General features: G+C 66.9%; 17 protein-coding genes and 1 tRNA gene. 2 read left to right on the plus strand and 16 right to left on the minus strand.

Annotated elements, in window-relative coordinates:
• Positions 1 to 69: 69 nt before the first annotated feature.
• The 10 genes from F8D48_RS03735 to F8D48_RS03780 all read right to left on the minus strand — a co-directional run bounded on the left by F8D48_RS03735 (position 70) and on the right by F8D48_RS03780 (position 11,299).
• Positions 70 to 948 (minus strand): heme exporter protein CcmB, encoded by an 879-nt coding sequence (locus F8D48_RS03735; RefSeq protein ID WP_135970242.1) that lies wholly within the window; start codon positions 946 to 948, stop codon positions 70 to 72.
• Positions 949 to 1,662: an ABC transporter ATP-binding protein gene (locus F8D48_RS03740; RefSeq protein ID WP_135970241.1), complete on the minus strand. Its 714-nt coding sequence runs from the start codon at positions 1,660 to 1,662 to the stop codon at positions 949 to 951.
• Positions 1,659 to 4,025 (minus strand): heme lyase CcmF/NrfE family subunit, encoded by a 2,367-nt coding sequence (locus F8D48_RS03745; RefSeq protein ID WP_205717320.1) that lies wholly within the window; start codon positions 4,023 to 4,025, stop codon positions 1,659 to 1,661. The genes F8D48_RS03740 and F8D48_RS03745 overlap by 4 nt, the downstream gene beginning before the upstream one ends.
• A gap of 3 nt (positions 4,026 to 4,028) precedes the next feature.
• Positions 4,029 to 4,697 carry a cytochrome c maturation protein CcmE domain-containing protein gene (locus F8D48_RS03750; RefSeq protein WP_151430012.1) on the minus strand — a complete coding sequence of 223 codons (669 nt, stop codon included), beginning with the start codon at positions 4,695 to 4,697 and terminating at the stop codon, positions 4,029 to 4,031.
• 274 nt (positions 4,698 to 4,971) lie between these two features.
• Positions 4,972 to 6,240 carry an ammonia-forming cytochrome c nitrite reductase subunit c552 gene (locus F8D48_RS03755; protein ID WP_135970239.1) on the minus strand — a complete coding sequence of 423 codons (1,269 nt, stop codon included), beginning with the start codon at positions 6,238 to 6,240 and terminating at the stop codon, positions 4,972 to 4,974.
• Positions 6,241 to 6,374: 134 nt separating this feature from the next.
• Positions 6,375 to 7,277: a 4Fe-4S binding protein gene (locus F8D48_RS03760; RefSeq protein ID WP_240806208.1), complete on the minus strand. Its 903-nt coding sequence runs from the start codon at positions 7,275 to 7,277 to the stop codon at positions 6,375 to 6,377.
• Between the two features lie 157 nt (positions 7,278 to 7,434).
• Positions 7,435 to 7,689, minus strand: coding sequence for a chaperone NapD (locus F8D48_RS03765; RefSeq protein WP_240806209.1), 255 nt, complete (start codon positions 7,687 to 7,689; stop codon positions 7,435 to 7,437).
• 59 nt (positions 7,690 to 7,748) lie between these two features.
• The gene (locus F8D48_RS03770; RefSeq protein WP_016308273.1) at positions 7,749 to 8,081 is read right to left on the minus strand and encodes a nitrate reductase cytochrome c-type subunit; all 333 of its coding nucleotides are present in this window, start codon (positions 8,079 to 8,081) and stop codon (positions 7,749 to 7,751) included.
• Positions 8,082 to 8,085: 4 nt separating this feature from the next.
• Positions 8,086 to 10,632 carry a molybdopterin-dependent oxidoreductase gene (locus F8D48_RS03775; protein ID WP_151430013.1) on the minus strand — a complete coding sequence of 849 codons (2,547 nt, stop codon included), beginning with the start codon at positions 10,630 to 10,632 and terminating at the stop codon, positions 8,086 to 8,088.
• 19 nt (positions 10,633 to 10,651) lie between these two features.
• Entirely contained in the window at positions 10,652 to 11,299 is a 648-nt protein-coding gene (locus F8D48_RS03780) for a 4Fe-4S dicluster domain-containing protein (RefSeq protein WP_016308271.1), read from the minus strand.
• A gap of 243 nt (positions 11,300 to 11,542) precedes the next feature.
• Between F8D48_RS03780 and pdxR the strand changes: the two genes are divergently transcribed.
• Positions 11,543 to 12,940: a MocR-like pyridoxine biosynthesis transcription factor PdxR gene (gene pdxR / locus F8D48_RS03785; protein WP_151430014.1), complete on the plus strand. Its 1,398-nt coding sequence runs from the start codon at positions 11,543 to 11,545 to the stop codon at positions 12,938 to 12,940.
• On the opposite strand, the gene F8D48_RS03790 is transcribed toward pdxR, so the two are convergent.
• The 4 genes from F8D48_RS03790 to F8D48_RS03805 all read right to left on the minus strand — a co-directional run bounded on the left by F8D48_RS03790 (position 12,937) and on the right by F8D48_RS03805 (position 15,218).
• On the minus strand, positions 12,937 to 13,521 hold the full coding sequence (locus F8D48_RS03790; protein WP_151430015.1) for a 5-formyltetrahydrofolate cyclo-ligase: 585 nt from the start codon (positions 13,519 to 13,521) through the stop codon (positions 12,937 to 12,939). The two genes, pdxR and F8D48_RS03790, sit on opposite strands and share 4 nt — an antisense overlap.
• Positions 13,522 to 13,843: 322 nt before the next feature.
• A tRNA-Ala gene (locus F8D48_RS03795) sits at positions 13,844 to 13,919 on the minus strand.
• Positions 13,920 to 13,985: 66 nt separating this feature from the next.
• Positions 13,986 to 14,312, minus strand: coding sequence for a Veg family protein (locus F8D48_RS03800; RefSeq protein WP_016308269.1), 327 nt, complete (start codon positions 14,310 to 14,312; stop codon positions 13,986 to 13,988).
• A gap of 150 nt (positions 14,313 to 14,462) precedes the next feature.
• A complete protein-coding gene (locus tag F8D48_RS03805) occupies positions 14,463 to 15,218 on the minus strand; it encodes an SDR family NAD(P)-dependent oxidoreductase (RefSeq protein ID WP_151430016.1) in 756 nt (251 codons plus the stop codon).
• A gap of 191 nt (positions 15,219 to 15,409) precedes the next feature.
• Here F8D48_RS03805 and F8D48_RS03810 point away from each other — a divergent pair, with 191 nt between their 5' ends.
• A complete protein-coding gene (locus F8D48_RS03810; RefSeq protein WP_151430017.1) occupies positions 15,410 to 16,399 on the plus strand; it encodes a C-terminal binding protein in 990 nt (329 codons plus the stop codon).
• Between the two features lie 217 nt (positions 16,400 to 16,616).
• Here the strand turns inward: F8D48_RS03810 and F8D48_RS03815 are convergent, their stop codons facing one another.
• Both F8D48_RS03815 and F8D48_RS03820 read right to left on the minus strand, forming a co-directional pair.
• Entirely contained in the window at positions 16,617 to 17,819 is a 1,203-nt protein-coding gene (locus F8D48_RS03815; RefSeq protein ID WP_151430018.1) for an NADP-dependent isocitrate dehydrogenase, read from the minus strand.
• A gap of 140 nt (positions 17,820 to 17,959) precedes the next feature.
• Positions 17,960 to 19,960 carry a RecQ family ATP-dependent DNA helicase gene (locus F8D48_RS03820; protein WP_151430019.1) on the minus strand — a complete coding sequence of 667 codons (2,001 nt, stop codon included), beginning with the start codon at positions 19,958 to 19,960 and terminating at the stop codon, positions 17,960 to 17,962.
• Between the last annotated feature and the right edge of the window lie 2 nt (positions 19,961 to 19,962).

Raw genomic sequence — 19,962 nt, forward strand, 5'->3', positions numbered from 1 at the left:
TGCCGCGAAGGTAAGCTCTGAGCGCGAAGGGCGGGTGCCTGTCGGAACCGCAGCATCAGGTCGTCTCCTTCAGTTGACCACGAAATCGTAGAGCACCCAGCTGGCAAGAATCATAACCACATCGTAGCCAGCGCCGAGCGCCAGCGAGGTGAGAAATCCGTCGGCGAACACATCGCCGCCCACGAGCGCGCAGGTAGTGGCCGACACGCAGGCGTACAGCAAGGGGAAGATCACGGGCACGAACAGCAGCGCCAGCATCACGTCCTTGCCGCGGGTGGCGGCGGTGATGGTGGACAGCATGGTGCCGATGCCGGCGATGCCGATGCTGCCGAGCACGAGCGGCGCCACCAAAAGCCAGCCCGTCTCGGCCGGGGCCGCGAAGCTGGAGAAGAACACCCAGTACAGCGGCACGGCGATCACTTCCACCAACACAAGGAACACCAAATTCGACGTCGCCTTGGCCAGAAAGATCACGCCGCGGTCGAGCGGCGCCAAAAGCAGGCCCTCCAAGCACCCGTTCTCGGTTTCCTTGGCGAACGAGCGGTTCAGGCCCAGAAGCGATGTGAACACCACGAGCGCCCACAGAAGGCCGCCGGACACTTCCAGAAACTCCGCCCCGGGACGGGCGAAGGACAGGGCCACGCCGAACACCACGATGACCAAGAAGGCGTAGATGCCCATGGACACCACCATGTCCTTGGTGCGGAACTCCGCCTTCAGGTCCTTGGCGAGCAGGGTCTTGTACTGCGTCCAGGTCGAGGGCGCCTGGCAGAGGGCGCTGCGCGTCCCTTCGCGCTCAGCCGCAGAAGACGCATCGGAGGACTCCGGGTGTTCCGATCGAGCGAGTTCCGCAGCGACTGAAACAGCCCGGTGGGCTGTTTCACCAAGCGAGGACTGTTTGAGCGAATCGGAATTCCCGGAGGCTTCCGTTCCGTGGCGATCCTCCATCTAGCTCACCCCCATTCCTACCGTCGTGCGGTACAGGTCGGCGAACTCGTCGGGGCTCATCTGGTCCTTCTCGCCGAAGTGCACCACGCGACCGCGGGCCAGCACCAGCACGTGGCTCGCCAGGGCGAGGCCCTTGTCCAAATCGTGGCTCACCATGACGAAGGTGCGGTTGGCCCGTACCGATGCGATGAGCTCGTCGAAGATGCGCATGGCGTGGGGATCCAAGCCCGAATAGGGCTCGTCCAAAAGCACCACCGACGGGTCGTTCACCAAGGCCCGGGCAATGGACACCCGCTGGGTCATACCGCGGGAGAAGGTGCGCACCCGATCGAGGCGGCGGTGCTTCAATCCCACAGCGTCCAGCAGCTCCACCACGCGCTTCTGCGGGTCGCGCACTCCGTAGAGCTTCGCGTACAGAAGCAGGTTCTCCTCGGCCGTGAGGTCGGGGTACAGCATGGGGTTGTGGGAGATGAGCCCGATGGCCTCGCGGGCCTGTTCGGGCTCCTCCTTCAGGTTAATGCCGGCCAGGGTGATGGCGCCCTCGGTGGGCCGCGCCAGGGTGGCCAGCATGCGCAGAAGCGTGGTCTTGCCGGCGCCGTTGGGGCCGAACACCGAGAGGAAGGCCCCCTCGGGCAGCGTGAAGGACACGTTGTCGACAGCCTTGCGGCCCCCGAACGACTTCGTTAGATGCTCGACCGTAATGGCGGGGTTCACTTGCCCTCCCCCGCACCAGCCGCGCCAGCCTCGTCGGCGCCATCGCCAGCGGCGTCATCGGCGCCATCGGCAGCGGCCTCATCGGCCCCGGCGGCTGCATCCCCCTCGGCGTCCTCCACGAGGGCCACCTCCTCGGCCACGGTCGCCTCCACGATACCGGGGCGTTCGGCCGCAGCAGCCTCATCGGCAGCCTCGTCGGCAGTGGCAGCCTCGGCCGCCAGGACGCGGACCGGCTCGTCGTCGCCTTCATCGCCCTCGCGCCGTACCGCGCGCTTGGCGAACAGCGGGATGAGGCAGCCCACCATGAGCAGGCCGAAGCCCACCCACACCAGCGAGATGAGCGGGTTCACCCGCACATCCATGGAGAAGTCGCCGTTCTCGTTCACGCCGCGGTACACCACGAACAGATCCTCCAGCGGGAAGCTGATGACGCTCGCCTCCAGTTTCTGCTGCTGGGTGGCGCCCACCACCTGCACGGCCGGGGCCACAGAACCCACGAAGGCGCCGTCGCGGTAGGCGTCGAAGTACACCGTGTACTTCACGTTGCCGTTGCCCAGCTCCTCGATGTTATTGCCTGTATACTGCAGCTCGAAGTCCTGAATGACGAAGGGCTCCACAGTGGCGTCCTCGTCCTCGCTGTAGGGCACATAGTCGGTCACCTCGGTCACGTACATGGACGACCCGATGAGGCCCACGAGGATGACGCCCATGGCCGCATGGGCCACCGAGCCGCCGAACAGGGACAGCCGCCGGCGCAGCGTGGCGCCGGTCACGCGCTTGAGAGCGCGCACGGCCATGAACAGGGCGTTGAAGACGAGCAGACTCGCCACGGCGAAGCCCACTACGGTCAGGCCGTTGTAGTAGGCCGGCGCCCCCTGCTCCAGCAGCCCCTCGGCCGTGGTGCCGCCCATGGCGATCATGGCGTTGTAGCTGGGCAGCAGGTACGTGGCGAAGTACACCATCAGCACGACGAACAGCACGAGCGCGCACAGCCCCGGCACCCGGGCGGCGCGCCAGAAGGCCTTCTTGTCGGTGCGGCGCCAGCCCAGAAGTGGGCAGATGGCCAGCACGGCCAGGTACGCGATGCCAAGCGGCCGGGCAATGGCGTTGTAGGTGCCCGCCGACAGGGACTGGCCGCCGAAGGGCAGCCAGCTCGGCAGGGCCGAGGACACGGTCATGTAGGCCAGAAGCACCGCGAACACCACCATGATGAGGTTGTTCACGTAGTAGGCCGCCTCCTTCGACGCCATGGACTCGATGTCGTCATCGGCCGCATTGACCGCGCCGAAGCTCTTGCGGCGCACGATAAGGCCCACGATGCCGGCCAAAAGCGACAGCACGATGAGCGCCCCGAACATCACGAGCGACACCGGGTCGCCCTCGAAGGCGTGCACCGACTGCACGAGGCCCGAGCGGGTGATGAAGGTGCCCAGCACCACGAAGCAGAAGGTGAGGCAGGCGCAGAACACGCTCCAGCGCTTGAAGGCGCCGCGCTGGCGATACACAGTGAAGGAGTGGATGAGGGCCACGCCCACAAGCCACGGCAGCAGGCTCGCGTTCTCCACCGGATCCCAGCCCCAGTAACCGCCCCAGCCGAGCACCACGTAGGCCCACACGGCGCCCAGGCCGATGCCGATGCCGAGCAAAAGCCAGGAGAACATGAGGTAGCCGGTGGAACGATTCACCCACAGGGCCGAATCGTCGTCCACGATAAGCGCCGCCACGGCGTAGGCGAAGGGCAGCGTGAGCCCCGCGTAGCCGATGAACAACGTGGGCGGGTGGATGGCCATGGCCCAGTGCTCCAAAAGCGCGTTCATGGAGCGCATGGAGGCAGCGGCGTTCAGGACGCCGTTCTCGGCGAAGTAGCGGGAATCGGTGGTCAGGAAGGGCATGTTGGCCTCGGAGAACAGCAGCACCGAGACGAACGCCGTCAGCACGAGCTGGGCGATGCACAGCGCCCCGTTATCGAGGGGACGCGTACCCCTGCGCGTGGCAAACACGAGCACGGAGTTGAACACGGCGATGAGCCACGCCCAGAACAGAAGCGACCCCTGGCGGCCGGCCCACAGGCCCGCCAGCTTGTAGAGCCAGGCGATGTCGGACACCGAGTTGGAGCGGTTGTCCAGCACGTACTGGATGGAGTTGTCGCCGGTGAAGAAGCACCACACGAGCACGGCGCAGCACACCGTGAGGGCCGCCGCCACGAGCACGGCGGCAAGGCGGCCGCCCCAGGCGAAGGTCTCGGAGCGCTCGAAGGAGCGCTTCTTGTACAGGATGTGGGCCACGCCCAGGCACAGCACCGAAATCACGCAGCCCGCGAAGGCTACCAAAAGGCCGAGCAGGCCGATCATCGAGACACCCATGGCCTAGCCCTCCAATGCAACGTCGGTGGCGGCGAACTTGCCGTCGTCGGTCATGGCGCCGGTCAGCACCACGGTGGCGCCATCGGTCACCTCATCCGACAGGGCCCCATCGAAGGTGACGGGCAGCACGACGCTCTTGTCGCTGGACTCGGCCAGCACGAAACGGTCGCCCTGGCCCGCAGCGGTCAGGGTGCCCTCGGCCACGGTGCCGGTCACCTTCACCACTTTGCCGATCACCTCGTTGCCGTAACCGAGCAGCTGCGACACTTGAAGGGCGTTGTCGGCGTTCTCGTACTTCGAGGGGCACTTGGTGACCAAGTTGCTGCACTCCAGAACGCCGGCCTCGTTGATCTTGCCGGTGCAGATGGCGGTCACATCGTTGCCGAAGGTGGAGGAGGCGGCGCCGTCATAGCGCACCTCCAGATGGGTGGCGGGATCGCCCTCCGGGTCATAGATCTTGAAGGTGAGCACGTTGTCGGTGGTGGCGAAGGAATCCTGCACCACGTTGCCCGATACCTGCACCTTCTGGCCCGCCTGGGGGTTCTCCGCCGCCTCGGCCACCGAAAGCGTGGTGGCGGCGGTGTTGCCGCCCACAAAGGCGAGCACCAGGATGAGCACGATGACGATGACGCCGGAGACGGCGATCATCCTCTTCTTCATCTTCGCGTTCATAATCCTCCTGTTTCCGTCGATGAGCCAGACCGGCCTCCCCGACGGTCTGAAAAATACCATCGGCCAGTATCGCCGAAACACGCGCGGGCGCGGGCGGGAACTCCGCCGAAACCAGCAGATCAGCGCAAACGCAACATTTTCGCAATGGGCTGGGCGCGGCGGAGCCGCCCGGCCGCTGCCCCGCAAAAAGCACCGGCGCGCACCGCTGAGGGATGCGCGCCGGGCCGAAGCGCAGGAGGGAGGGTTCCCGCGCGAGTGGATGAATGAGCCGAACCTAGGCGATGCCGAGCAGGGCGAAACCCTCTTCCAACTGGGCCTCGGCCTTGTCGAGGTTGGCGTGGGCGGCCTTATAGTTGTGGGCACCCTCGGAATTCTCCACCATCACATAGTCCCAGTAGAACTGCGCATGGCGCTGAATCTGCTGGGCTTGGGCCAGCTTGTCGGCATCCAGGCTGTCCTTCTGGGCGGCCAGCTCGTCGGTGTAGCGCTTGATGTCGGCGGCGATAGCGTGCTCGCGGTCGGTAACCTCCTTCTGCCAGCCGCGCACCTCGCCCGCGATGTCCTTGTGGCAGCTGCCGCACTGCTCCGTGATCGCGGGATTCTCCAAGGGGCTCACCAGCTCATGGGAGCTGTACTCGCCGTTTTCGTCGGAGACGGGGGCCATGTGGCAATCGGCGCAGCTGTAGCCCTGCTTGGCCATGGAAGACTGCTCGGCGCCGTAGATGGTCTCGAACTCGGGATGCTGGGCCTTGAGCATGGGCGCGCCGGTCTCGGGGTGCTCCCAATCCTTGAAGCCCATCTCGTCATAGTAGGCCAAGATGGCCTCGGCGTCCATGGCCGCCAACCCCTCGTAGGGATTGCTCGTGGCCTTGGTGTCCGGATCGAAGTAGTACTCGTTGTGGCACTGGCCGCAGGTCTGGGCCTCCACGGGCACCTGCTCGGCATCGGAGCCCATGGCATGGGCGAAGTGCCGCTGGGTGACGACCACCTGGGTGGGGTCGTTCTCATGGCAGTTGTAGCAGCTGATGGGCTCGCTCATCTGCGCGAGCACCTCGGCGAAGGGGCGGGCGTAGGCCTCGTCGCCCTCGCTGTTCACCATGGCCGTGAACTGCGGCGTCTTGCAGGTGATGCAGTTGGCCAGGGTCTTGTCGTTCACGCGCGGCGTCTCCGAGATGGAACGCAGCGTGTAGCTGTGGGACGCGGCCTCGTCGTAGCCCTTGGCGAAGCCATAACCGGCGTACATGGTGGCCAGCTCCGGGTACTCTTCCAGGTAGTTCATCTTACCCTCGGGGCTGTTGGCCTCGTTGGCCTTGTAGGTGGCGTACTGGCCCGGGTAGATGTCCTTCCAGCTGTCGGCCAGCACGACGCCGAACTCGTCGGCCTCGGGGGTCTCGACCGGAGCGGCCACAGGCTCGGACGTACCGGCACCTGTCGCGGGCTCCTGCGGGTTGCCGGATCCCGCGGGCGCGCAAGCGGCCAGGGCCGCCACCAACGCCACCGTGCCTACGGCCGTGGCAGCGATGCGCATCGTCGACTTTCTCATGGTTCCCTCCTTTGATCGGCCGCGCTCATCGGCGCAGCTTCCGTTGACACGAGACTACCGCGAGGGGCCTCCCGCGAAAAGGGACGGTTCTCCGCTCATTGGTGGGGACGGAGCGAGGGCCAACCCGACGCTTCCTAGGATTCTGCCACGGGATCGCGCTCCTCCCGCCGGGTCTGCGCCCGCGCGGGAAGGCGGCCGAGGGAGAAACTCAGCGCCCGAGCGGGGCACGTGTCCACGCAGGCGCCACAGGCCATGCAGTCGCCGGCGCGCACGATGACGTCGTCGCCCGAGAGCGCGGGCGCCAAAATGACGGGATCGGCCAAACACGCCTCCTCGCATCGACCACAGTGCACGCAGGCGTCGTGGTTAATGTGCACGTTCATCTGGCCCGCGCGGCCGAGGACCTGGAAGAGGCCGCCCAGCGGACACAGTGAGCGGCACCACACGCGCCGGCTCACGAAGAGCTCGGCGATCACGATGGCCGCAAGCGTACCCGCCCCGGCAAACCCGCCGAAGGCGAGCCCCTTGTTCACCGCGCCGATGGGAGAGACGGTCTCGAAGACGGGAAAGCCCACAAGCGCCGATACCGCCACCACGGCCGCGGCCACGGCGATCTTCACGTGGCGGTCGAGCACCCGCTCGGGCACCGCGATGCCGAGGCGACGGCGCAGGGCGTCAACACCCTCGCCGATGAGGTTCACCGGACATACCCACCCGCAGAAGGCCCGCCCGCGCACCAGGCCGTAGGCCACCACCACGAGGGCCGCCCCCGCAAGGCCCACTGCCGCCAGCCCGTAGCCGGAAGCGAGCACCTCGAGGGCCACGAGCGGGTCGAGCAGCGGGATGCCGGCCGCCGAGGACGACGAGAGACTCCCGAAGAACACACCTTCGGCCGGCGTGGCAACCTCCCCATCGCCGCCCGCGTACAGCCCCGCCAAGCCCCATCCGGCCAACAGCGGCGGCAAGCAGAACAGCCCGAGCATCGCCACCTGAACGATCCGCCGAGCCAGCGTTATCTTTCCCATAGACCGAGTCACAATTTTCTCCTCAACAATGGCAATGCGTAGAGGGAACATGGGGTGTTCTGACCGAGCGAGTTCCGCAGCGACTGGAGCAGTCCAGAGGACTGCTCCACAAAGCGAGGACTGTCTGAGCGAATCAGAATACCCCATGGTCCCGACCGGCGAAGAGCCGCTACCCGAGCGTTTCGTCCTCGAAGTTCACGTACACCAGGTTCACGTTCAGCACGCCGGGGATCGCCACCATGCGGCTCGATACCTCGTGGGATGCTCCCGTCGAAGGCGCCTCGATGGTGACGACGATCTTGTAGCCGTTCACCTCGTGCACCTCCACCCCCTCCAGGGCCGCCAGCGCCTCGGTCACCGCGGACACGGCCTCGGGACGCGCCTCTACAATCAGCGAGGAGATGACCAGCTTCTCGTCTTCCATGCTCGCTCCTTCCTGCAGCAGCGGGAAAGGCAGCGGGGCCGCCCTTCCCACCACGGCAACTACTCCTGGCTCACCGGATGGCAGGTGATGCACTCGGCACGGGGGCCGTCGATGGCGCGCGTGGCGGCGTCGCCTCCCACATAGTGGTCGGCGGGCAGCGGCGTGGCCATGCTCAAGAGCACCTCAGCCGTATCGCTCGACCCATGGCAGCCGTAGCAGCCATTCGCGCCGAGGCGCTCGTAGCGCCCCTCGTGGCTCGCCGGCATGAGCGGCGGCTCGCCCGGGTTGTAGGTCGCGCCCGTGTCGGCCATAGGCTCGGAACATCCGCCCAGCGCCGCCAGGCCCAGCGCGCCGGCCAGCACGGCGGCCGCGATCGTCTTTTTCCTCTTCATGGCGCTACCCCTCAATCTTCTCGATGGAAACGCAGGTCTTCTTGAAATCGGGCTCCTTGGAAAGCGGGCAGTAGGTGTCCTGGACCACCAGGTTGATGAGCGTCTCCTCGGCGAAGAACGGCGCGAACACCATACCCTCGGGCGGCCGGGTGCGCCCCGCGGTGGACACCGTGATGTCGCAGGTGCCGAAGCGCGAGGTGAGCCGCACGCGATCGCCGTCGGTCACCCCCAGACGCTCGCAGTCGGCCGGGTTCACATCCAGCAGCGCCTCGGGAAGCGCCCGGGCGAGCTCGGGCACGCGGCGGGTCATCGACCCGGTGTGCCAGTGCTCCAGCAAGCGCCCCGTGGAGAACCAGAACGGGTACTCCTCGCTCGGCTCCTCAGCCGGCGGCTCATAGGGGCGGAACACCACCGAGGGGCGTTGGTCGGCCGACTTGTAGAAGCTCACGCCGCCGGCCTTGTCGTGCGCGCCGTAGGTTTCCACGCCGTGCTCGTCGAAGCCGTCCTCCTGCTTGCCGTCGCAGAAGCGCCACAGGGTGGGCAGCCACTTCCCGTCTACCTCGCGCACCGGCCAGGTGAGCCCGTGGTTGTGGATGTACTCCTCGTAGGGCGCCAGCTGCTTGGCCTCCATCTTCAGCTTGGCCTCGGCGTTGATGGCCTCCGCATCGGGGTTCAGGCTCGGGTTGCTGAAGGTGCGGTACTCCTCCCAGATGCTCGCGCACACCTCGCGGTCGGTTCCCTTGAAGGCGGCCGCATCGGCATCGTACCAGGCGCCGAACAAGTGGTCGAAGGCGTCCTCGCCGCCGATCTGCTCGCCGGCGAGGACCCGCTTGGCGATCTCCATGAGCATCCAGAGGTCCCACTTCGCCTCGCCGGGCGCGTCCACCGCCTTCTCGAACACGGCCGTGCGGCGCTCGCCGTTGCCGAAGGCACCCTCGCGCTCCACCCACATGGCCGCGGGCAGCACCACGTCGGCGTACTGGCAGGACAGCGTCGGGTACACCTCGGCCACGCAGATGAAGGCGTCGTTGATGCCCGCAAGATCGCCCTTGCCGAGGAACCGGGTGAGGTTCGGCATGGACACGGCCCAGTTGTTGTGGGCGCTCCAAAGGAAGTCGATGTTCCCCTTGGAAAGCTCGCGGAACATCTTCACCGTGTGGAAGCCGGGGGTCTCGATGGCATCCAGATAGCCGTTGGGCAAGTCCCAGATGGCCTCGGTGTAGCGGCGATGGTCGGGGTTCTTCACCACCAGGTCGGCGGGCAGGCGGTGCGAGAAGGTGCCCACCTCGCGGGCAGTGCCGCAGGCCGTGGGCTGGCCGGTGAGCGAGAAGGCGCCGTCGCCGGGGCGGGCGTAGCGGCCGGTGAGAAGGTGGATGTTGTAGATGCAGTGGTTCATCCACGTGCCGCGGTTGTGCTGGTTCACGCCCATGGTCCACAGGCTCAGCACCTTGCGGCCCTTGTCGGCGAACACCTCGGCGAGTTCCTGGATGTCCTCGGCCGGCACGCCGGAGATCTCGGCGGCGTACTCCAGGGTGTAGGGGGCCAGGCGCGCCGCGAAGGCGTCGAAGTCGATGGGCTCCACGGTGTCCACGGCCTGGCCGATGTCGGACTTGTCGTAGCCGTCGTCGGTGGCGTTGCCGAGATTCTCGGTGCCCTGCTTGAACTGCACGTGGTCGGCTACGAAGTCGTGATCGTACTTGTCGTTCACGATGAGGTAGTTGGCGATGGCGTTGGCGATGGCGATGTCGCTTCCCGGGCGGAAGGTGATCACCTTGTCGGCCGAGGCCGAGGTGCGCGTGGTCATGGTGGTCACGTCGTAGTGGCGCACGTTCCCGTCGGCGAGCTTGCGAGCCGTCAGGCGCGAGTACAGCATGGGATGCGCCTCGGCCATGTTGGCGCCCCAGGTGACAAACACGTCGGTCTCGTCGATGTCAGCGTAGCAGCCGGCCGGCTCGTCGGTCTGGAACACGTTCATGAAGCCCACCACGGCGCTGGCCATGCACAGGCGCGCGTTGGGGTCGATGTTGTTGGAGAGCAGCCCCGCCTTCCAGAACTTGGCGGTGCAGTAGCCCTCCACGATGGGCTGCTGACCGCTGCCCCAGAACGCCAGCCGGCTCTTGTCGGCCTTCCACGTGTCGCGCAGCTTTCCCGCCACCAGGTCGAGGGCTTCCTCCCAGGTGGCCTCGCGCAAGCCGTCGGGGGTGCCCTTGGTGGACGCATCGTCGCGGATGAGCGGCTTGGTCAGACGATCCTCGCCGTAGAGGGCGCGGGCCAGGTAGTAGCCCTTCACGCAGTTGAGGCCGCGGCTCGAGCCGTTCTCCGGGTCGCCGGTAACCGAGATCACCTTGCCGTCCTTGGCCTCCACGATAACCCCGCAGCCGCAGCCGCAGAAGCGGCACACGCCCACGGTCTTCACCGTGTCGCCGGCGAGGGCGGCCGAATCGGCGCCCGTGCCCGCGAGCGACGAGCAGCCGGCCATAGTGCCGGCAGCCGCCGCCGAGGCGAGCGCCACCGCCGTGGATTTCACGAAAGCGCGTCGAGTGAGTTCCATGGTATTCCTCCCTTATCGGTCAGGGGCGCACAGCCCCGGGTCCCCCAATGGCATGCCCGTTGCGCCGGGCCCCGTAATCGTCCGCATCGGCGCCGGCGGGCACCACCACGATGGCGGGCGCCGGATCGCTCACCGGACAGCGCTGCTCGCACAGGCCGCAACCGGGGCACACCTCGGCATTCACCTGCGGCGCGAACACCGCGTGGATATCGTCGCCCTCGCGCGGACGGTAGTCGATACGTATGGCCTCGTCGATGAGCGGGCAGGCCCGGTAGCACACCTCGCAGCGCATGCCCTGAAACGACAGGCAGGTCTCCTCGTTCACGACGGCCGTGCCCATGGCGGCGTCGGCGCGCTCGGCGGGCACGGAGAGCGCCCCGGTGGGGCATGCGGCGGCGCAGGGGAAATCGACGCACAGGCGGCAGGCTTGGGCCCGTGCGTTCACGAAAGGCGTGGAAGCCTCGCGACCCGCGTTCAGGGGCGCCGCGTGAATAGCCTGGTAGGGGCAGGCCTCCAGGCAGCGGCCGCAGCGGATGCAGCGGGCGGCGAAATCGACCGGAGACGCCGCTCCCGGCGGCCGCAGCAGGGGCAGAGGCGGCGGGGCGGCAGCTAGGGCGACGCCGGCGGCGAACACCGCGGCGGCTCCCGCAGCAGCGACGATCCTCATAACGCACCCCCTCCGATGTGTTGGGGACGGTTCCTCTCCGTCCCTTGCTGCTGCCAGCATACAAGGGGGACAATCTTTCGAGAAAGGGACGCTCTACCCCGAATATTTGGGGACGATACACGAGTTTGGGGACGGTTTTCTCGAAAGTGATGGGGACGGTTCTTTGAACAATGGGGACGCATTCATGAAATGTCCTCATTTTGCTATCATGGAGCTGCCGCCGAACCTGCGAGGAGATGAGCCATGCACCTGGACGACCGCCTGGACACGCCGCTTTACCAACAGCTCTTCGACCAGTTGCGCCACCGCATCGAGGAGGGCGGCCAGCCCGAGGGCTCGCGCCTGCCGCCGATTCGCAGCATGGCCGCCGATCTGGGCTGCGCCCGCAATACCGTGGAGAACGCCTACGCGCTGCTCGCCCAGGAGGGCTACGTGAAGAGCCGGCCAGGCTCGGGGTACATCGTGCAGAACGTCGCCTTCGTGCAGGCCGATGCCGACCGCGGCGCCCTGCTGGCCGAGCCGCTCATCGGCGCCAAGGCGAGCCGGGCCCGCTACGACTTCACCTACGGCGATTTGGAGCCCGGAACCTTCCCGGCCATGACTTGGCGCGCCATCACCGACGACATCCTGCTGTCGGTGGAGAGCACCGGCTGCGACGCCTACAACGACCCGTTCGGCGAGGAGAGCCTGCGCGCGGCCATCGCCTGGCGGCTTTCCACCCAGCGGGGCATCGACTGCACCCCGGCGCAGATCGTCGTCCAGGGAGGCACCCAGACGAGCGTGCAGAACCTGCTCGCACTCTTCGACCCCGTCCGCGACGCAGTGGCCATGGAGGACCCGGGCTACGACGGCGTGCGCACGGTCATCGAGCGATCGCGCTTCCCGCTGGCTCCATGCCGGGTGGGACTCGGCACCGCCGCCTTTCTGGACGACCTGGAGACCTCGGGCGCGCGCCTCGCCTACCTCACGCCTTCCAGCCAGTTCCCCACCTGCCGCGTCATGCCCACCGACACCCGCGAGGCGGTGCTAAAGTGGGCCGAACGCCACGACGCCTACCTGCTGGAGGACGACTACTGCCGCGACTTCCGCTACCGCGAGCGCTCGCTGCCACCGCTCGCCTCCATGGACCGGCGCGGGCGCGTCATCTACATGGGCACATTCTCGAAATCGCTCTCCCCGGCCCTGCGCATCAACTACCTCGTGCTGCCCGAGCCGCTGCGCGACCGGTGGCGTGAGGCCTTCGCGAGCTCCTACTCGCCGGTGCCGTGGCTCAACCAGCAGGTGCTCGCCCGCTTCATGACCGACGGGTCGTGGGACCGGCACCTACGTCGCGTGCAGGCGAAGAACCGTCGCAAGTACGAGACGCTCACCCGCGTGCTGAGCGCCACCATGGGCAACGACGTGGAGATGCTGGAGAACGGCACGGGGCTGCACCTGCTCGTGCGCGTACGCGACGGCCGGCCCCAAGACGAGCTGGTGCGCCGGGCCGCCGAGGCCGACGTGGCGGTGTACCCCACCAAGAAGTACTGGACGGATCCGGCGAGGCACGTGAGCTCCACGGTGCTCGTAGGATTCTCCTCTATCGCCGAGGACGACATCGAGCCCGGCATCCGCGCCTTGGCCGGCGCCTGGTTCGGCTAGAGGGCGGCCGCGGCGCCCCGCTCCGTCACCACGAGGGACACGGGCACGTCGTGGGGCTCCCAGCCAGCGAGGCGGTCGACGAGCTGGGCGGCGCGGCACAGGCCCACCGCCGTTCCCGGGAAGGCGGGCAGGAAGCCGTCGTAGAAGCCGCCGCCGTAGCCGAGGCGGTAGCCCGCGCCGTCGAAGGCGAGACCGGGCACGAGGGCCACCGGGCACGCAAAGTCGACGGCGCGCACCGCGCGGGTCGGATCGGCGGGAGGCTCTTCCATGCCGAGGGGGCTGCGCTCAAGGCCGTCGAGGGAATCGATCGCGTACCAGTCCATAGACCGCGTACCGGGCACCACCCGGGGCAGCGCCACGGTCTTTCCCGCCTCCAGGGCTGCCCCGATGAGCCCGCGCGTGTCCACCTCGGCCCCGAAGCTCAGGTACGTGAAAACGGCATCGGCCGCGGCGAACTGCGGCAGGCGCTGGACGGACGCCGCAATGGCCCCGTCGATGGCCCAGCGCTCAGCCTCGGGCAGGGCGGCCCGCAGTGCCCGAAAGTGCTTCCGCATCTCGTCTTTCTCCGGCGACAATTCCACGAAGCCCCTTCTTCCTTACGTTAAGCCGGTGCCTTGACGATGCGGGCACATCGCCCGAGCCCGCAATCTCTTAGGCAACGCCACGCTCTGCCGACGAACCGCCTGCCTTTGTATCCAAATCTGCAGTTATGAGCGTCTCGAAGGCCCGTTGACGACCCATGGTTCACATTCAGATCGTAAAAACCCAGGTCAGGAACAATCAGATAGTGTTATTTCGCCAAAAGCGGTAACACTGAAGCTCATAACTGCAGATTTGATGGCATATCGGCATCCCAACTCGCAAAACGGGCCCTGGAACATTCCAAGGCCCGTTTGAATTCCGTGGTGGAGATGAAGGGATTCGAACCCTCGGCCCCCACGTTGCGAACGTGATGCTCTCCCAGCTGAGCTACATCCCCACGAAGGTAAGCGCTTTCGCGCAAGGCAGTAGTTTGCCCCATTTGAAGGAGATTGTCAACTCTCCTTTAGGAGACGACGCGCTCCTCCATAACGTAGTCGATCAGCTCCATGGACTCGTCCACAAAGGGCGCGAACAAGGGCTCGCCGTTCTGGGACAGCTCCACCATGCCGGTGAGCACGTCCACGTACTGGTAGGACTGACGGGCGGTGCGGCCGCGCTTGCGATCGACCTCCATGATGAACAGCTGCGGGTGAACCTGGGTGAGCACGCCTTCGCTCTCGACGATCTTCGAGCGGCCCATGTTGGCGCGCACCTTCAGTCGTTGACCGACGAAATCATTCAGGGTATCATGAATGCCGTCGACGATCTTTGCCTGCTTGGCCAAATCCATTGACTAACTTCCTCACGTGTGCTGACGGTACAAGTACAGCCCCATATCATACCACGATTGTCAAGCCCCGCAACTTTTTTCGGCCGCGGGAATATCCGCAACCCCTAGCGGGGCCCATTTTTGAAGGCGGCTCCAAGAGGTGCGCAAGTCTTAGGAATGCTTGTGGATGCCGCCGTCCACCATGTAGGACTGGCCGGTGAAATAGCCGCCCTCGTCGCTGACGAGCAACACGATGAGCGGAGCGCAGTCCGCTTCGGTGGTGCCGATGTAGCCGAGCGGCGTCTTCGCCTCCAGGCTCTTCAGGGCTGCCGGCTGGGTCTCGCGGAAGAAGTCGGTGGCGATGATGGGCAGAAACACGTTCACCGTGATGCCGTATTTGCCCCACTCGTTGGCCGCCGTGCGGGTGATGGCGCGGATGGCCTCCTTAGCCATGCCGTAGGCGCCGAAGCCGGCGTTGCCATCGTAGCCGGCCGCCGAGGCGGTGTTGATGACGCGACCGTGGCCGCTCTCCTTCAGGTAGGGGAAACAAGCCTTCATGAACATCATGGAAGCGAGCGGGCCGCTCTCGAAGGCCTCCAGGGCGTAGGCCTCGTCAACATCGTTGATCTCGCGGTACTCCATGGCGCCCTGGGCGCAGTTGATGAGGATGTCTATGCCGCCGAAGCGCTCGGCGCACTGGGCCACCACGTTGTTGATCTGATCGACGTCGGTCACGTCGCAGGCCACGGGCAGCACCTCCCCGCCGAAGGCCTCCACTTCCGCCTTCAGCTCCTCGAGCTTCTCCACACGGCGGGCGCAGGCGCAGATCTTCGCGCCGTTCTCGGCGAGCACCTTGGCCAGGCCGCGGCCCACCCCCGAGCTGGCCCCGGTCACAATGGCCACGCGCCCCTCAAGCTTCTTCATCATGGAACTCCCATCTGATCGATCTACCGATAGGTGCACCCCGGCCCGCACGCTCGGACGGGAAAGCCGCCGAGCCGTTGGGCGACGGGGCTTGTCAGTATAAGGGTTGCCGCGCCCGGTGCGTCGGCAGGACGGCCTGTGGAGGCTACAATGGCGTTCTCAACGGATCAGCGAACCTGCGGAAGGGAGGGGCCATGGCAACCATTGCGATGGTGGACTTCGATTTCGACGACTGCGACTTCGAGCGGGCCATGGTGGAGGCGGCGGGCATTGAGTTCACGAGCTTCAGCCACAGCCGTCACTGCACCGCCGACGAGATCATCGCCCATGCGGCCGGTGCCGACGGGATCATCACCTCTTACGGCCGTTTCACGGCCGAGGTGGTCGCCGCCCTGCCGGCCGCCCGGGTCATCAGCAAGACCGGCACCGGCGTGGACAACATCGACGTGGAGGCGGCCACGGCCGGCGGCATCGCCGTGTGCAACGTACCGGCCTACGGCACCGAAGTGGTGAGCGACCATGCCATCGCGCTCGCGCTGGCATGCCTGCGGCGCATCAACGAGATCGACGCCGACATGCGCGCCGGCGTGTGGGACTTCGCGCGCCGCCGGCCCTTGGGCCAGGTGCGCGGCCGCACCTTCGCTGTGGTGGGCTACGGTAACATCGGCCGGGCCACGGCCGTCAAGGCGGCCGCCCTCGGCTTCTCCGTCGTCGTATGGGACCGCCACGGCCAGCCGGGCACCCTCACCGCCGAGGGCTTTCCCTACCTCGCCTTCGACGAGGCCCTGCGCGCCGCCGACGTGGTCAGTTTCCACACGGCGCTCACCCCCGAGACCCGCCACCTGCTGAACGCCGACAACATCGCCCTGCTGGGCCCAGGCGCCATCGTGGTGAACACCTCCCGCGGCGCCGTCATCGACACCGACGCCGTGGCGGCGGCCCTGGAGGCGGGAAGGCTCTGGGGCGCGGGCATCGACGTGTTCGAGACCGAGCCCGTGCCCGCCGACGCGGCCATCATGCGCGCGCCGCATACCGTGCTCACCGCGCACGCGGCCTACTGGTCGGAGGAATCGGCCGTGGAGCTGCGGCAGCGCTGCACGCAGAACGCCATCGACGTGGTGCTCGGCCGCGCCCCCGAGGCCTGCGTGAACCCCGCAGCGCTTCCCCAGGCGCTCGCAAAGTAGCGGGTGCGGCGGGGCACGACCAGGGGCGTTTCGCACACTCGGGCGTTGGAAAATATGCTTTTCTGTACACTACCCTGACCTGCTGATTTCTGAGTTCTCGCAGGTCAGAGTGGTAGTTTCTCAAACCCAAAAAAGCATATTTTCCAACTGATTTGTCCCAAAAAGCAGGATTTCCAAACAAGAGGAGCAAGGGCCCAGCAGCATGGGCCCTTGTGCGCTAAGCGGCCAAACGGCGGGCGATGGCCTTGATGAACTCGCCCGTGGAAAGGGTGGTCGGATTCTCAAGCGTGGTGATGCGGGCCAAGTCGCCAGTCATCTCGCCGGCCTCGATGGTATCCAGGGTAGCCGCTTCCAGACGGTCGGCGAAGGCCATAAGCTCGGACAGGCCGTCCAGCTCGCCGCGCTTGCGCAGGGCGCCGGACCAGGCGAAGATGGTGGCCACAGAATTCGTGGAGGTCTCCTTGCCTTCCAGATGCTTGTAGTAGTGGCGCTGCACGGTGCCGTGGGCCGCCTCGTACTCGTAGACGCCGGCCGGGCTCACGAGCACCGAGGTCATCATGGCCAGCGACCCGAAGGCCGAGGACACCATGTCGCTCATCACGTCGCCGTCGTAGTTCTTGCAGGCCCAGATGAAGCCGCCGTCGGCCTTCATGACGCGGGCCACGGCGTCGTCGATGAGGGTGTAGAAGTACTCGATGCCCGCCGCCTCGAAGCGCTCGGCGTACTGGTCGTCGTAGATCTCCTGGAAGATGTCCTTGAAGCGGTGGTCGTACTTCTTGGAGATGGTGTCCTTGGTAGCGAACCACAGGTCCTGCTTGGTATCCAGGGCGAACTCGAAGCAGCTGGTGGCGAAGCTGGCGATGGAGGCGTCCAGGTTGTGCATGCCCTGGGCCACGCCGGCCCCGTCGTACTCGTGCACCAGCTCGCGAATCTCGGTGCCGTCGTCGCCGGTGTACACCAGTTCCACCTTGCCGGGGCCGGGCACGCGGATCTCCGCGTTCTTGTACACGTCGCCGTAGGCGTGGCGGGCGATGGTGATGGGTTTCACCCAGTTGCGCACGCAAGGCTCGATTCCCTTCACGATGATGGGAGTGCGAAACACCGTGCCGTCCAGCATGGCGCGGATGGTGCCGTTGGGGCTCTTCCACATCTGCTTCAGATCGTACTCGTCCATGCGGGCGGCGTTCGGCGTGATGGTGGCGCACTTCACGGCCACGCCGAGACGCTGGGTGGCCTCGGCCGACTCGATGGTGACCATATCGTCGGTGGCGTTGCGGTGCTCCAGGCCCAGGTCATAGTACTCGGTCTTGAGATCCACGAAGGGGCAGATCAGCTCGTCTTTGATCATCTGCCAGATGATGCGGGTCATCTCGTCGCCGTCCATCTCCACCAGCGGCGTGGTCATTGCGATTTTCGTCACAGGGCCTCCTCGGGTATCGGAATTGCTCGGTGCCTATGCTACCGCGAAACCGAACCGCCGCGCCCCGCAATTCGCCCAGAAACAAGGATGTAACGCGGAAGGGGCGCGCCGAAGAGCGTGAAGCGCAGGGGCGCCGCGACCTATCCCTTCTCCTGGAAGGCGACGATCTCGGCGAGGAAGGGCTCGCCATAGGTCGCGAGCTTCTTCTCGCCCACGCCGGGAACGGCCAAAAACTCGGCGGCCGTGGCGGGACGGGCGGAGGCCATGGCGGCGAGCGTGGTGTTGGGGAACACCACATAGGGCGGCACCTCCGCCTCGTCGGCCAGGCGCTTGCGCAGGGCGCGCAGGCGCTCGAACAGGGCCTCGTCGGAAGCGGTCAGCGTCGCGCCGCTACCGGTGCCGCCAGCCGCGCGCGCCGCCGCACCCCGCTTCGCCTTGGAAGCCGTGCGCTTCATGCACAGGGAGAAGTCGTCCCGCGCCGCCTCGCGGTAGCGACCGCCGGCGCACACCACCGGGTAGGTGCCCTCGGTGATGGCGAGGTAGCCGCCGGCCGCCAGCAGCTCCACCACTTCCATGAGCAGGGGGCGCTTGGCGTCGCAGCTGCCGTAGGAGGCCGCCCGGTTCAGACCCCGGGAGCGGATGGCCTCGGTGTCGGCCCCGCGCAGCACGTCCACCACCATGGTCTTGCCGAAGCGTCCGCGCAACTCGTGGACGCAGCGCATGACCGCCCGGGCCTCGGCCGTCACGTCCACAGTCTCCATCTCGCCGGCGCAGTTGGAACAGCAACGGGGGTCGGGCGACGCGAGCGCGGGACCGCCCCCAGCCACAGAACCGCCCGCAGCGGCCGCATCGCCCGCAGCGGCCGCAGCCGCACCGGCTTCCATTGCCGTGCCAACCCCGCCGCCGGCGCGGTCGACGAGCGCGAGCCCTTCCTCGCCTTCCCCGTCTTCCCCGAAATAGCGGAGCAGGTAGCGGCGCAGGCAGTCGGTGGTGTAGCAATAGCCCACCATGGCCTCCAGCATGCGGCGGCGCCCGGCCCGCACTACCTCGGACTCCTCGGGCGTAAGGGCTTCATTGGCCGACTCCTGCTCGATGAAGAAGCGGCCCGTGGCAATATCGCCGTCGCACCAGAGTAGCAGGCACTCGGCCGGCGCCCCGTCGCGGCCGGCGCGGCCGGCCTCCTGGTAGTAGGCCTCCACCGACCCGGGCATGTTGTAGTGCACCACGTAGCTCACGTTGGACTTGTCGATGCCCATGCCGAAGGCGTTGGTGGCCACCATGACCGGCGCATCGTCGGCCACGAAGGCCCGCTGGTTGCGCTGGCGCTCCTCGGGCGAGAGGCCCGCATGGTAGCGCGTGGCGGCAATGCCCCGCTCCCGCAGGTGCGCGCACACCTCTTCCACGCAGGCGCGCTTGGAACAGTACACGATGCCGCTTTCCGCCCGGCGCTCGTCGATGAAGGCGTCGAGGCGGGCGTCCTTGCGCTTCGGCTCGCAGCGCTCCACGGCAAAGCGCAGGTTGGGACGGTCGAATCCGGTCACCGTGAGGGTCGGATCGCGCAGACCGAGCAGGCGCACGATATCGGCCCGCACCCGCTCGGTGGCTGTGGCCGTGAGGGCCGCCACGACCGGCCGGACGGGCAGAGCCGCGATGAAGTCGCCGATGGCCAGGTAGGAGGGGCGGAAGTCCTGGCCCCACTGGGACACGCAGTGGGCCTCGTCCACGGCCACGAAGGGAATGGGGGCCTCGGCGGCGAAGGCGGTGAAGCGCGGATCGGCCAGGCGCTCAGGGGCTACGTACATGAGATCATAGGCCCCGGCCCGAGCCCGGGCGAGCACCTCGGCCTGCTGGGCCGGCGTGAGCGTGGAGTTGAGATAGGCCCCGCGAATGCCGGCCTCCTTCAAGGCCCGCACCTGATCGGCCATGAGCGACACGAGAGGGCTCACCACCACGGTCAGGCCGTCGAGCACCACGGCCGGCACCTGATAGCAGACAGACTTCCCCGCGCCCGTGGGCATGACCGCCAGGGCATCGCGACCGGCGAGCACGGCGGCCACCACGGCCTCCTGGCCCGGACGGAAATCGGCATAGCCGAACTGCCGGGCCAGCACCGAGCGGGCGGCCTCGAGAGATACCGCCATGG

The sequence above is a fragment of the Adlercreutzia muris genome, assembly GCF_008831045.1.
Taxonomy (GTDB): domain Bacteria; phylum Actinomycetota; class Coriobacteriia; order Coriobacteriales; family Eggerthellaceae; genus Adlercreutzia; species Adlercreutzia muris.

What these genes read in the sequence shown, in the direction of transcription:
- F8D48_RS03750 (WP_151430012.1), bottom strand. Translation starts at nt 4,697, where the DNA reads ATGAACGCGAAGATGAAGAAGAGGATGATCGCCGTCTCCGGCGTCATC.
- F8D48_RS03820 (WP_151430019.1), bottom strand. Translation starts at nt 19,960, where the DNA reads ATGGCGGTATCTCTCGAGGCCGCCCGCTCGGTGCTGGCCCGGCAGTTC.
- F8D48_RS03810 (WP_151430017.1), top strand. Translation starts at nt 15,410, where the DNA reads ATGGCAACCATTGCGATGGTGGACTTCGATTTCGACGACTGCGACTTC.
- pdxR (WP_151430014.1), top strand. Translation starts at nt 11,543, where the DNA reads ATGCACCTGGACGACCGCCTGGACACGCCGCTTTACCAACAGCTCTTC.
- F8D48_RS03770 (WP_016308273.1), bottom strand. Translation starts at nt 8,081, where the DNA reads ATGAAGAGGAAAAAGACGATCGCGGCCGCCGTGCTGGCCGGCGCGCTG.
- F8D48_RS03805 (WP_151430016.1), bottom strand. Translation starts at nt 15,218, where the DNA reads ATGATGAAGAAGCTTGAGGGGCGCGTGGCCATTGTGACCGGGGCCAGC.
- F8D48_RS03735 (WP_135970242.1), bottom strand. Translation starts at nt 948, where the DNA reads ATGGAGGATCGCCACGGAACGGAAGCCTCCGGGAATTCCGATTCGCTC.
- F8D48_RS03800 (WP_016308269.1), bottom strand. Translation starts at nt 14,312, where the DNA reads ATGGATTTGGCCAAGCAGGCAAAGATCGTCGACGGCATTCATGATACC.
- F8D48_RS03765 (WP_240806209.1), bottom strand. Translation starts at nt 7,689, where the DNA reads ATGGAAGACGAGAAGCTGGTCATCTCCTCGCTGATTGTAGAGGCGCGT.
- F8D48_RS03745 (WP_205717320.1), bottom strand. Translation starts at nt 4,025, where the DNA reads ATGGGTGTCTCGATGATCGGCCTGCTCGGCCTTTTGGTAGCCTTCGCG.
- F8D48_RS03755 (WP_135970239.1), bottom strand. Translation starts at nt 6,240, where the DNA reads ATGAGAAAGTCGACGATGCGCATCGCTGCCACGGCCGTAGGCACGGTG.
- F8D48_RS03775 (WP_151430013.1), bottom strand. Translation starts at nt 10,632, where the DNA reads ATGGAACTCACTCGACGCGCTTTCGTGAAATCCACGGCGGTGGCGCTC.
- F8D48_RS03780 (WP_016308271.1), bottom strand. Translation starts at nt 11,299, where the DNA reads ATGAGGATCGTCGCTGCTGCGGGAGCCGCCGCGGTGTTCGCCGCCGGC.